Origin of the sequence: Rathayibacter sp. PhB1 (assembly GCF_004362935.1) — a bacterium.
GTDB classification, from domain to species: Bacteria; Actinomycetota; Actinomycetes; order Actinomycetales; family Microbacteriaceae; genus Rathayibacter; species Rathayibacter festucae.
The window spans coordinates 529099-540761 of record NZ_SNYD01000003.1; the positions used below are offsets into that span (position 1 = coordinate 529099).

Genomic DNA, 11663 nt, shown 5'->3' on the forward strand with positions numbered 1-11663 from the left:
GCTGTTCTCCGCCAACGATGCACCCGAGCGCCGGAGTGACGCTTCTGCGCCACCGATGCCCGGGAGCAGCGCCGACGATGCGACCCTCCGTGAGGCCCGTCCGCCTTCGCCGCCAGCACCCCCCGAGGAGTCCCGATGTCCCCCCCCGCTGCCCCCGAACTCGTGAACCGCGCCGCTCCCCCGGCGCACCGCTCACCCTCGCCGCTTCCCTCGTGCTGAGTGCCGGCCTTCTCAGCTCCACGGCAGTCGCCGCCCATGCCGCAGAGCCGACCACCCCGCCTCCTGCTCCGGGAACCTCGCAGCCCCCCTCCCCGGCGCCTGCGGCCGCCGAACGGCCCGCGCTGAGCATCACGGCGAAAGGCGAGTCGGACATCGAGCCTGGCCACAACGCGAAAGCGGGCACGGTCGTCACGATCACGACGACGGTGACGAACACCGGCGACGTCCCGCTCCTCCTGATGGAGTCGAAGAAGACGCTCCCCGTCGGCGGATCGCAGGACTTCCCGGACGTCTTCGTCCTCGACGAGGACGACGTGCGCCTGGGGTACATCGCGATCGCAGGAAGGTTCAGAGCCTCGACGCCGAGCGGTGCGTCCTACGTCTCCCCGGAGTACGAGTACACCTTTCCCCTCCCCTCGACCGAGCACCCGGCCGTGACGACGACAGCCCGGGGCGAATTCGTCCTCGCACCGGGCGAGCAGGTCGTGATAGGAACGAGGGTGCGGTGGACCATCGCGGTCACCAACACCGGCGACGTCGACCTGCACCGCCTGCGGGACGACGACTACGACAGCGAGACGATCGCCGACCTGCCCGTGGGGGCGAGCGCGGAACTGCACATCGAGACCAGGGTCTCGGAGAGACAGCTGCACGAAGGCTCGGCCCTCCTCGACACCACCGTGACCGGCGAGACTCCCGCCGATCGGTTCTTCACCGTCACGGTCTCCGGCCATCTTCCGTTCCCGAAGGAGGCCGGCACGGGCGCGGCGCCGACCCCGGCACCCACCGCCACGAGCACCGCAGCGCCCGCCCCTGCACCCACCGCCACCGCAGCGCCCACTCCCACCGCAGCACCCACGCCGACGGCCACCCCCACCGCAGCGCCGAAACCGACGGCCACCCCCACCGCAGCTCCGCCCCCGACACCCACCGGCACGGCATCTCCGACGGCCGCCCCCACCAGCACCCCGACGGTCACTCCCACCGCGACCCCGGGCCCGTGGACGCCCCTCAAGGAGGTACCCGGCACCCGCGGAGGGACGTCCAGCGTCGGCACCGCTGCCGGCACGGGCAGCACGAGCGCGATCGCGACCGCGACCGGCGGCACCGGCACCGGCACCGCAGCCGCGGGCAGCGCGCACACGGGCACCGGCACGACCGGCACCGGAGTCTCAGGCGCGCGAGCGGCGCGCGACGCCTCCGCCGCCAGCCTCGCCGAGACCGGCGTCGACGCGGCGTCCGCGCTGCCCGCCGCCGGGGTCCTCGGTCTCCTCGGTGCGCTCGGCCTGCTCCTCGGCCGCCGCCGCCGGGGGAACCGCGCCGCCGGCTGACCGTCCGGGTCACCCTCGAAAGCTGCACCGGACACGGAGAAGGGCGCGGAGCCTGCAGCCCCGCGCCCTTCCGTCGTCGTACCCGTCAGCTCGCGGCGAGCGCGATCTCGTTCGGCGTGACCTCCAGCTCGGCGCTGGACATCACCTTGCCGGTGGTCAGGTCGAGCGCGTGGACGCTGTTCGCCGCCGGGTCGGTGACGTAGGCGACGTCACCGGCCACCGTGATAGCGGGGTGCGGGTCCTGCCACTCGACGGGGCTCTCCCAGGCGTCGACGACGGGGTACGAGTCGGTGATCTCCCCGGTCTCCGGCTCGATCACGTGGACCGCTCCATCCGAGCCGATCAGGTAGGCGAGGTCGCCCGGACCGCGCGCGACGCCGCGGAAGGTGTACTCGACGCCCTCGGGCAGGTCGACGACGTCCAGGGTCTTCGCCTCGGTGTCGATCAGCGCGAGACGGTGCAGGAGGTAGCCCTCCGCGTCCTGGTCGTCCTTGTAGTCGCCGACGACGATCGGGCTCGTCTCGCTGACCCAGGCGTTGCCCATCCGGCCGTACGGCTGGTCGGGCGCCTCGAGCTTCGTGATGTCGCCGTCGTCGTAGACGAGGGCGCCGTTCTCGCAGCCGAAGACCACGACCTCGTTCTCGGCCGTGCCCTCGCCGTGCACGCCGGGGCACTGGTCGTTCGTGGCGACCACGGCGCCGGCGGCGTCGCGCACCTCGATGCCGGTGCGGCCGTCGGCGGTGCCGACCGTGGTGAGGAAGGTGCCGTCCTCGAGGACGATCGACACCCCGTGGTGCGCCTGGACGCCCGGGATGGTCTCGACCTCGGGCACGCCCTCGGCGTCGGCCAGGTCCGCGGTCTCGATGACCGTCGTGTCGCTGGTGCCGTCGGCGTAGAGGATCGTCTTGCCGCCGTGGCGGACGACGTGGCCGGGGGTGTCGGCGGCGAAGACGACGTCGGTGAGCTCGGGCTCGCCGTCGGTGCCGGCGGCGGTGTCGAGGAGCTGGAAGCCCTCGCTCATGGTGACCATGACGTGCCGGCCGTCGCCCGCCGGGTTCAGACGGGTGAACTCCTCGGAGTCCAGGTCGGCCACGGTCTCGAGGGTCTCGCCGTCGAGGACGAGGATGCCGCCCTCGTAGGCGACGGCGAGCCGAGTGCCGGCCGCGGCCGGGGTCGGGGCGGCGGACGGATCGGCCGCGGGGGCGCCGCTCGAGGAGCAGGCCGCGAGGGTCGCGATCGTGCCGAGGGCGAGGAGGCCGAGGCCGGCTCGGCGGAGGGGTGCTCGCCGGAGCGGCGCTCGGCGGAAGGGGCTGGTGCGCATGGGGATGTGGTTCTCCTGGTGCTGGTCGTGGGCGCTCACGGTGAGAGCCCGGTGGCGATGCGCTGCGTGTTCACGCGCATCATGCTGAGGTAGTCGGGGGCGCCGCCCTCGGGTCCCGTGAGGGACTCCGTGAACAGCTCGACCACCTCGACGCGGATGTCGGCCTCGCTCGCGAGCGCCTGGACCAGGCGGTCGGGAGACGAGGACTCCGCGAAGATCGTGGGGACGCCGGTCTCCTCGACCGCGTCGACGAGGTCGGCGAGGTCGGAGGCGGACGGCGCCGCGAGGGTGGTGCCGCCGGGGATCACCGCGCCGACGACGTCGAAGTCGAAGCGGTCGGCGAGGTAGCCGAAGACGTGGTGGTTGGTGACGAGGGCGCGGCGCTCCTCCGGGATCGCGGCGAAGGCGGTCGTCATCTCGGCGTCGAGCGCCTCGAGCTCGGCGCGGTACTCGGCGGCGCTCCGCTCCAGGGCCGCGGGGTCCGCGCCGTCGAGGTCGGCCAGCACCGGCGCGAGCGCGTCGACGACGGCGATCATCCGCGCCGGGTCGGTCCAGAAGTGCGAGTCGGGGCTGCCCTCGGCGTCGCCCTCGGAGTAGTCGAGCACGTCGATCGCGTCGCCGGCGACGAAGGCCGGCACGTCCTCGGCGGCCGCGGCGTCGAGGTGCTGCTGCAGCCCCTCCTCCAGACCCAGGCCGTTGGAGACGACGAGGTCGGCCGAGCGCAGCCGCGCCGCCTCCTGCGCGGAGATCTCGAAGGAGTGCGGGTCGGCGTTCGGCTTCATCAGCGTCACGACCTCGGCCTCCTCGCCGACGAGACGCTCGACGACGTCGCCGAGGATGTTGGTCGAGACGATGACCAGCGGGCGGTCGTCGGCGCCGGCCGAGCAGCCGGTGAGGGCGAGCAGCGCGACGGCGGCCACGGCGAGCGGTGCGCGGAGTCGTCGGTGTCCCATGGTCAGCGTCCCGTCTCGGCGGTGAACGCCGGCTCGGTCGCCGTCTCGAAGCTGCGCGCGAGGCGGGCGTCGTCGGCGTAGTCGATCTCGTGCAGGCGCCGCTCGGCGGGGGCGCTGAGGTAGGCGCGCTGCTGGTCGGCGACGAGGGTCGGGGCGAGGCCGGCGGCGAGCGACTCGGCCGCGAGGGGCTCGGTCTGCGCGAGCACCGCGCCGTCCGCGCCGTCGAGCACGAGCACGCGGCCGTCCTGCGCCAGCGCGAGCACGTGGTCGTCCTCGTCGCCGACGGCGGTCACCTGCGCCAGCGGCGCGGGCGCGGGGAGCAGCGACCACGAGCGGGCGCGGGTGTCGAGCAGCCAGATCCCGTCACCGCCGGCGAGCCCGGCGACGGTCGGCCGGCCCTCGCGGTTCGCGAAGACGGTCGCGGCGGGCGCGGTCGTGCCCTCGGGGTAGGGGATCCGCTCGACGACGAGCGTCTCGCCGTCGACGGTGGCGAGCAGCGCGCCGTCCGCGCAGCCGATCACCGCGCCGACGCGGGTGGTGATCGTCCCCGCGGGCTGCGGGCACGCCTCGACGAGGCCGGTGCGCTCGCCGTCGGACGTGTGCCCGACGACCGACGCCGACTCCCCCGCGCCCTCGGTGACGAGCGCGAACGAGCCGACCGGGACGACCATCCCGGGCCCCGGCTCGCCGTCCAGGCGGAACGACTCGACGATCTCGCCCTTCGACAGCGCCTCGATGTCGAGGAGCACCGCCTCGCCCGACTCCGGGAAGAACAGCCCGGTGCCGCCGGACGTCGACAGGTTCGTCGTGGCGACGACCGCCTCCCCCTCGCCCGGGACGGTGCCGAGCAGCGCCGGGTCGGCACGGTAGTAGTGGAAGTGGTCGACGTGGTCCCAGGTCCAGACGCCGCTGTCGACGATCTCGACACCGGCGGCGGTCTGGGCGAAGAGGTAGCGGCCGTCGGTCGTCAGCGCGGACGGCGCGCCGACCGTGCCGAGCTCGGCGACGGTCTCGTCGAGGAGGTCGAGGTGCGAGACGGCGCCGGCCGGGTCGATCCAGGTGAGGCCGAGGGCGGGCTCGGCGAGCTCCGCGGCTCCCGAGATCGCGCCGTGTCCCTCGCCGGTCGCGCCGTCCACCGGCGCTGCGGCGGGATCGGCGGAGCAGGCCGCGAGGGCGAGGGCGCCCAGGAGGAGCGCCGGAGCGGTGCGGAGGGTGCGGGCGGAGCGGGAGAGCACGGTGTCCTTTCGGAGGGGGATCAGGCGGGGACGGCGGCGGCGACCCGGCGCGGACGTCGCGACACGGTCATCGCCCGCAGCGCCCAGGACAGTCCGGAGACGGCGAGGGCGGTGGCGGCGACGGAGGCGCCCGCAGCGGTCGCCGCGTACCAGGAGACGAGCAGCCCGACGAGGACGGAGAGCACGCCGAGTACGGCGGCGAGCGCCATCCGGGTCGGGATCCGCGTCGTCCAGTGGCCCGCGGCGACGGCGGGCGCGAGGAGCAGCCCGACGACCAGGAGCGAGCCGACGGCCTGGTACGAGGCGACGACCGCGAGGGTGACCAGCCCGACCAGCGCGGCCTGAGCCGAGCGCGGGCCGAGCCCGAGGACGGCGGCGATCCGGTGGTCGAGCGCGAGCGCCACCAGCGAGCGGTGGAACACCGCCGCGACCGCCAGCCCGATGCCGGCGGCGACGGCCAGCAGCACGAGGTCGACCGGTGCGATGGCGAGGATGTCGCCGAACAGGATCGAGGTCGCGTCGGTCGCGAAGCTGCCGGAGTGGCTGATGATGATCACGCCGAGCGCGAGCATCGAGACGAAGAGCATGCCGATGCTCGTGTCGTAGGACAGGCGGCCCCGGCGCTGCAGCGCGGCGATGCCGAGGCTCATCGCGACGGCGCTCGCCGCCCCGCCGACCAGCACGGGCGCGCCGAGCACGGTCGCCAGCGCGACGCCGGGGAGCATCCCGTGGGCGAGCGCCTCACCGAGGAACGCCATGCCGCGGATCACGACCCAGGTCCCGACGACGCCGCAGAGGACGGCGACGAGGGCGCCGCCGACGAGGGCGCGCTGAAGGAAGTCGAGCGCGAACGGCTCGAGGATCCCGGAGAGGAGGGCAGGCATGGTGCCCGACCGTAACGGATAATGAGAACGATTATCAAACTGGTACGCTCGGGGTCGTGTCCAGCAGTCAGCAGTCCCCCGCCCGCGTCGGCCTCCGCGGGGTCGGCGTCGACTTCGGCGAGCGGGTCGCGCTCAGCGAGGTCGATCTCGAGATCCCGGCGGGCACGCTGACCGTCGTCGCGGGGCCGAACGGCGCGGGCAAGTCCACGCTGCTCGAGGTGATCGCCGGCACCCGGCGGCCCTCCCGGGGAGTGCGCTCGGTCTCGTCCGCGATCGCCTTCGTCCCGCAGCGCACCGCCGTCTCGGACCGCCTCCCCGTGACCGTCCGCGACGTCGTGACGGTCGGCGTCTGGGGCCGCACCGGCCGCTGGCGCCGGGTCGGACCGGACCTGCGCGCGGTGGTCGCCGCCGCGATGGAGCGGCTCGAGATCTCCGGACTCGCGGCCGAGCCGTTCGCCGTGCTGTCCGGCGGGCAGCGCCAGCGGACGCTGCTCGCGCAGGGGCTGGCGCGCGGCGCCGATCTGCTCCTCCTGGACGAACCCACGACCGGGCTCGATACGGCGAGCGCCGAGCGCATCCGGGAGATCCTGCGCGCCGAGGCGGAGCGCGGCGTCGCCGTCGTCTGCGTCTCGCACGACCCGGCCGTGATCGCGCTCGCCGACCGCGTCGTGCAGCTGGCCGACGGGCGACTGCGGGGCGAGGGCACCCTCGCCCGCTGAGGCTCACGACGGGTCTCGATACGCCCCTCCGGGGCTACTCGACCACCATGAAACACGCTCAGCCGGGGCCGCTCGACCAGCAAGCTCTTCATGCTGATCGAGTAGCCCGCTGCGCGGGCGTATCGAGATCCACCAACACCAGAAGGACGAGCCTGCAGACCGCCCTCTCGGGGACGGCGGGTCTCGATACGCCCCTGCGGGGCTACTCGACCAGCATGGAGAAGGGCAGGCCCGTTCAGTCCTCATGCTGATCGAGTAGCCCGCGCAGCGGGCGTATCGAGATCCACCAGCATCAGAAGTCGAGCCTGCAGACCACCCTCCTGGGGACGGCGGGTCTCGATACGCCCCTCCGGGGCTACTCGACCAGCATGGAGGACGCCCCTCCGGGGCTGCTCGACCACCATGCTCTCCATGCTGATCGAGTAGCCCGCGCAGCGGGCGTATCGAGATCCACCAGCATCAGAAGTCGAGCCTGCAGACCACCCTCCTGGGGACGGTGGGTCTCGATACGCCCCTCCGGGGCTACTCGACCAGCAAGGAAGGGGCCACTCGGCCGGCAGGCCGCGCGTTCCATGCACGTCTGCTTGGATGAGCAGATGACCTGGAGGCGCCGATGACCGAGGATCTCGAACCCGCGGCCGAGCTCTTCAAGGTGCTCTCCTCCTCCTCGCGGCTGCGCCTGCTCCGCGCCCTGGCGAGCGAGCGGTCGACCGTCGGGCACCTCGCCGAGACCACCGGGCTCTCGCAGCCCCTGGTCTCGCAGCACCTGCGCACCCTCCGCGCGGCCGGCCTGGTCGCCGTCGAGCGGATCGGACGCGAGGCGCACTACTCCGTCGCCGACACCCACGTCAGCCACATCGTCGACGACGCGGTCCGGCACGCCCTCGAGGGCTGACCGCGGTCGGCGCAACCGAGTGCAGCCCGTGCCTCAGCCCTGGCGCGCCTTGAACCGCGGGTTGAGCTTGTTGATGACGAAGACGCGGCCGCGGCGGCGCACCACCTGCGACCCCGGCATCGACTTCATGGACTTCAGCGAGTTGCGGACCTTCACGAGTGCTCCTTCTAGTTGATAACGATTATCGTTTAGAGTAGCTCGCCATGGAGACTCTGCGCCCACTCCCCCGACCACCCGTCCTCGCCGTCACCCTGGTGAGCGCGACCGACGCGGACGACAGCGCCCGGATCGCGCGGCAGCTGTCCGGCGGGGTCACGTCCGTCGAGAGCTTCGCCGTCGACCTCCCGGACTCGGACAGCGCGGAGTTCGCGGCGGAGCTCGCAGCAGAGCTGGCCCGCCAGGCCGACGACGGCGAGAGCGGCATCACCGCGATCTCGCTCGACCCGGTCGCCGACCCGATGGAGGTCGCCCTCGTCCTCGAGCACCTCTGCGTCCGGCGGCACCCCGGCGACACCCGGATCGGCGTCCTCGACGTCGTCGCCGTCACCTCGGTCGACGAGGTGACCCGGGTGCTGCTCGGCGAGGCCGCGGAGCAGGGGTCGGAGCAGGAGCCGCCGCAGTGGGACCGCGCCGAGCGACTCGCGACGCGCCTCGAGTTCGCCGGCCTGATCGTCCTGACCGACGGCGACGGCGCGGGAGCCTCGCCCGCCGTCGACCTGCTGCGGGCGCTCTCGCCCGGGGCGGAGATCCTCACCGAGCGCGACCTCGACCGCTACCGGCAGCGCCGCGCCGTCCTCACCCCGCAGCGCGCGCACCGCCTCGCCTCCGACCTCGGCTGGCAGCGGGCCCTCCGCGGTGTCCCGGGCGACGCGGGATCGGTGACCACGTTCGTCTTCCGCGATCCGCTGCCGTTCCACCCCGGCCGCCTGAACACGGCCGTCGCCGACGAGTTCGTCGCGCACCGCGTCGGCCGGATCCTCCGCTCGCGCGGCCTGGTCCGCCTCGCCAGCCGCGCCGATCGGGTCGCGTCCTGGTCGATCGCCGGCGACGTCCTGAGCCTCGACCCCACGGCGATCCGCAGCTGGAGCACCGACGCGCCCGTCGGCCAGGAGATCGTCTTCCTCGGTCGCGACCTCGACGTCGACGAGCTGACCCGGGTCCTGCACGGCTGCCTGCTCACGCCCCGCGAGCTCCTCGCCGGCCCGGACCTCTGGCGCACCCTCGCCGACCCGTTCCCCCGCTGGGAGGACGAGCATCAGCACTGAGCGGACGGAGCGCGCGCCAGACGCGACTGGACGCGGAACGGGCTCCGCCACCGCAGCAGACCCCGGCACGCGTCCACTCGAAGGGCTGCGAGCGCGCGACCGGACCCGAACCGGGCGCTGCGACCGGGTCAGGCCCCGGCTCGGGTCCGCTCGTGCGGCTCGGCCCGGAGGTCAGCCCGCGTACGCGTCGATCCGGGCGAGCAGCTCCGCCTTCGACACCTCGGACGCCCACGAGCCCAGCACCGAGTTGCGCGCCAGCTGCACCAGCTCGTCGCGGGTGAAGCCCGCGTCGGCGAGCGCCGCGTAGTTGTCGGCGATGTAGCCGCCGAAGTAGGCCGGGTCGTCGGAGTTGACCGTCACCCGCACGCCGCGCTCGAGCAGCGCGCGCATCTCGGGCGCCTTCGAGTCGCTCGAGACGAAGGAGTTCGAGAGCGGGCAGCAGGTCAGCGCGAGCCCGCGCTCGACGAGCACCTCGATCAGCTCGGGCGCCTCGACGATGTTCGTGCCGTGGTCGATCCGATCCACGCCGATCTCCTCGAGCACCTGGCGCAGGTGCTCGACGCCGTTGGGCTGGTCGACGTCGCAGTGCATCGTCAGCTTCAGCCCGGCCTCGCGGGCCCGCGCGAACACCTCGCGGAACTTCGCCGGCGGGTTGCCGCGCTCGTCCGAGTCCAGGCCCACGCCGATCAGCCGGTCGGCGAACGGCAGCGCGCGCTCGAGCGTCTCCGCCGCGCTCTCCGCCGACAGGTCGCGGAGGAAGCAGAGGATCAGCGCGGCGTCGACGCCCAGCTGCGCGGCGTCCTGCGCGGCGCGGTGGTAGCCGCCGATCACCGCCTCGAACGGCACCCCGCGCGAGGTGTGCGCCTGCGGATCGAAGAACGCCTCCACGCGGACCACCCCGTCCGCCGCGGCCCGGCGGAAGTAGGCCGTCGCGAGGTCGTAGAAGTCCTGCTCCTCGCGCAGCACGTCCATCGCCGGGTAGTAGACGGCGAGGAACGAGGCGAGCGAGTCGAAGTCGTAGGCGAGCACCTCGGGCACGGGCAGGCCGTTGCGCTCGGCCAGCTGCGCGCGCAGCTCGGGCTCGAGCGTCCCCTCCAGGTGCACGTGCAGCTCGACCTTGGGCAGACCGAGGAGGAAGGAGTCGGAGGTCACGGGAGCCTTTCGTCGGTGCCGGCGGTGGTGCGTGCGGTAGTGCGTGCGATCAGGAGCGGAGAGCGGGTTCAGGGACGCGCGGCGATGAAGTCCAGCGCCACGAGCGGCCCCGGCAGCACCGCGCCGATCACGGTGCGGGCCGGCGGATCGACGGCGAACCGCGCTCCGTAGACCTCGGACGCGGCGGCGAAGTCGCGCTCGAAATGGCTGAGGATCATCGTGACGCGCACCACGTCGCCGAGCCCGAGGCCGAACTCCGTGGCGAGCAGCCGCTCGATGTTGTCGAGGGCCGCGGCGGTCTGCGCGGTGATCCCCTCCGGAACCGTGCCCTCCGGCACCGAGCCGTCGCCGGGCGCGAACGGCCCGATCGCCGAGCCGTAGACGACGCCGTGCGCCTCGACGGCGTGACTGTACGCGCCACGGGGAGCGCCGAGCGCCTCCGCGGTCACGAAGCGGCGGGTCGCGGTGGCGGTCATCGCGGCAGCTCCCCCGAGACGACGCGGCCGCGCGAGACGACGGCGACGATGCTCTCGGCGCGCAGGTCGTCGATGCTCTCCCACGGGCGGCCGCGCAGCACGACGAAGTCGGCGCCGAAGCCGGGCGCGAGACGGCCGACCTTGGCGCCGAGTCCGACGACGGCCGCGGCGTCCGAGGTCGCGGAGATCAGGGCCCGCTCGGAGCTCCAGCCGAACGACTCGCGCATCCGCCGCACCTCGTCGAGCTGCTCGCCCCAGTCCACGTAGACGCCGTTCGCGTCGGTGCCGAGCACGAAGCGGACGCCCGCCTGGCCCGCGGCGAGGAAGCCCGCGTCGCGCACGGCGACCACGTCCTGCGCCTTGAGCGACGCCTCCGGCGACGACGGCGCCCGCCCGGCCGCGATCACGTCGTTGATGAAGAGGGTCGGCGCGACGGGCAGGTTCCGCTCGACGAGCGTGGCCCAGTGCTGCGGCCCGATCGCGGTGCCGTGCTCGATCGAGTCGACGCCGAGCGCGAGCGCCCGGTCCAGGCCGACCTCCGAGTGGGTGTGCGCCGCGACGGGCATCCCGAGCGCGTGCGCCTCGTCGATGGTCGCGGCGATCTCCTCGTCGGTCTGGTTCCGCCAGCCGACCTTGTCGCCCATCGAGAGCACGCCGCCGCTGGTGTAGATCTTGATGCCGTCCGCGCCGGCCCGCGCCCAGGTGCGCACCAGGCGGCGGCACTCGTCGGGGCTGTCGGCGACGCGGTCGCGGTGCGGGTAGTGCGGCGGCACGAAGAGGTCGCCGTGACCGGCGGTCATGCCCACGGCGCCGTGCGTGACGATCCGCGGGCCCTCCGCGATGCCCTGCTCGAACATCCGCGCCACGGTCATCTGCAGCTCATCCGCGCCGAGGTCGCGCAGCGTGGTCACGCCCGCCCGCGCGGCCTTCCGCGCGTTGTTCGCGATGTGGAAGACGCGCTCCTCGCGCGGGGTGACCAGCGGCCAGGAGGCGAAGTCGGCCGTGCCCGCGCCGGAGTAGGCGCCGAGGTGCACGTGGGTGTCGACGAGGCCGGGGATGATCGAGAGCTCCCCCGATCCGCGCTCGCCGCTCGGGCCGTCGGCCGGCTCGACGGAGGCGATCGCGTCGCCGCTCCAGGCCAGGGTCGCCGTGCCGAGGGCGCGGGTGCCGTCCCAGACGGCGCCGGTGATGCTCGTGGTGGTGCTCATGTCCG

At 73.7% G+C, this 11663-nt stretch carries 12 protein-coding genes; 4 read left to right on the forward strand and 8 right to left on the reverse strand.

From position 1 onward, the window contains the following. Positions 1-425: 425 nt before the first annotated feature. Positions 426-1550, forward strand: a complete 1125-nt coding sequence (locus EDF17_RS10120; RefSeq protein ID WP_123446979.1) for an LPXTG cell wall anchor domain-containing protein — start codon at positions 426-428, stop codon at positions 1548-1550. Positions 1551-1635: 85 nt separating this feature from the next. Here EDF17_RS10120 and aztD read toward each other — a convergent pair whose 3' ends face one another. From aztD to aztB, 4 genes are read right to left on the reverse strand one after another with little or no spacing between them, the layout of a single operon-like run. After that, positions 1636-2910 (reverse strand): zinc metallochaperone AztD, encoded by a 1275-nt coding sequence (gene aztD, locus EDF17_RS10125; protein WP_243732851.1) that lies wholly within the window; start codon positions 2908-2910, stop codon positions 1636-1638. Beyond that, complete coding sequence (gene aztC, locus EDF17_RS10130; protein ID WP_123446980.1) at positions 2907-3824, reverse strand: zinc ABC transporter substrate-binding protein AztC; 918 nt, start codon at positions 3822-3824, stop codon at positions 2907-2909. The genes aztD and aztC overlap by 4 nt, the downstream gene beginning before the upstream one ends. 2 nt (positions 3825-3826) lie before the next feature. Continuing rightward, positions 3827-5059, reverse strand: a complete 1233-nt coding sequence (locus tag EDF17_RS10135) for an ABC transporter (protein WP_123446981.1) — start codon at positions 5057-5059, stop codon at positions 3827-3829. 20 nt (positions 5060-5079) lie between these two features. Continuing rightward, positions 5080-5943 (reverse strand): zinc ABC transporter permease AztB, encoded by an 864-nt coding sequence (aztB, locus tag EDF17_RS10140; RefSeq protein ID WP_123446982.1) that lies wholly within the window; start codon positions 5941-5943, stop codon positions 5080-5082. 56 nt (positions 5944-5999) lie between these two features. On the opposite strand from aztB, the gene aztA reads away from it, so the two are divergent. Together aztA and EDF17_RS10150 are read left to right on the forward strand one after the other, a co-directional pair. Then, on the forward strand, positions 6000-6662 hold the full coding sequence (gene aztA, locus EDF17_RS10145; protein ID WP_123446983.1) for a zinc ABC transporter ATP-binding protein AztA: 663 nt from the start codon (positions 6000-6002) through the stop codon (positions 6660-6662). Positions 6663-7275: 613 nt separating this feature from the next. After that, the gene (locus EDF17_RS10150) at positions 7276-7557 is read left to right on the forward strand and encodes a metalloregulator ArsR/SmtB family transcription factor (RefSeq protein WP_123446984.1); all 282 of its coding nucleotides are present in this window, start codon (positions 7276-7278) and stop codon (positions 7555-7557) included. A 33-nt stretch (positions 7558-7590) separates the two neighbouring features. Here the strand turns inward: EDF17_RS10150 and ykgO are convergent, their stop codons facing one another. Further along, positions 7591-7713 (reverse strand): type B 50S ribosomal protein L36, encoded by a 123-nt coding sequence (gene ykgO, locus EDF17_RS10155; protein WP_123446985.1) that lies wholly within the window; start codon positions 7711-7713, stop codon positions 7591-7593. 47 nt (positions 7714-7760) lie between these two features. On the opposite strand from ykgO, the gene EDF17_RS10160 reads away from it, so the two are divergent. Next, a complete protein-coding gene (locus tag EDF17_RS10160) occupies positions 7761-8822 on the forward strand; it encodes a GTP-binding protein (protein WP_123446986.1) in 1062 nt (353 codons plus the stop codon). 171 nt (positions 8823-8993) lie between these two features. Here EDF17_RS10160 and add read toward each other — a convergent pair whose 3' ends face one another. The 3 genes from add to EDF17_RS10175 form a co-directional block, all read right to left on the reverse strand. Beyond that, on the reverse strand, positions 8994-9974 hold the full coding sequence (gene add, locus EDF17_RS10165) for an adenosine deaminase (RefSeq protein ID WP_123446987.1): 981 nt from the start codon (positions 9972-9974) through the stop codon (positions 8994-8996). A gap of 68 nt (positions 9975-10042) precedes the next feature. Next, positions 10043-10450 carry a RidA family protein gene (locus EDF17_RS10170; protein ID WP_123446988.1) on the reverse strand — a complete coding sequence of 136 codons (408 nt, stop codon included), beginning with the start codon at positions 10448-10450 and terminating at the stop codon, positions 10043-10045. After that, positions 10447-11658, reverse strand: coding sequence for an amidohydrolase family protein (locus tag EDF17_RS10175; RefSeq protein ID WP_123446989.1), 1212 nt, complete (start codon positions 11656-11658; stop codon positions 10447-10449). The genes EDF17_RS10170 and EDF17_RS10175 overlap by 4 nt, the downstream gene beginning before the upstream one ends. Positions 11659-11663: the final 5 nt, after the last annotated feature.

Bases quoted from the DNA above. Each gene is read 5' to 3' on its own strand.
- aztC (WP_123446980.1), bottom strand. From the start codon at position 3,824: ATGGGACACCGACGACTCCGCGCACCGCTCGCCGTGGCCGCCGTCGCG.
- aztB (WP_123446982.1), bottom strand. From the start codon at position 5,943: ATGCCTGCCCTCCTCTCCGGGATCCTCGAGCCGTTCGCGCTCGACTTC.
- EDF17_RS10150 (WP_123446984.1), top strand. From the start codon at position 7,276: ATGACCGAGGATCTCGAACCCGCGGCCGAGCTCTTCAAGGTGCTCTCC.
- EDF17_RS10160 (WP_123446986.1), top strand. From the start codon at position 7,761: ATGGAGACTCTGCGCCCACTCCCCCGACCACCCGTCCTCGCCGTCACC.
- EDF17_RS10170 (WP_123446988.1), bottom strand. From the start codon at position 10,450: ATGACCGCCACCGCGACCCGCCGCTTCGTGACCGCGGAGGCGCTCGGC.
- EDF17_RS10175 (WP_123446989.1), bottom strand. From the start codon at position 11,658: ATGAGCACCACCACGAGCATCACCGGCGCCGTCTGGGACGGCACCCGC.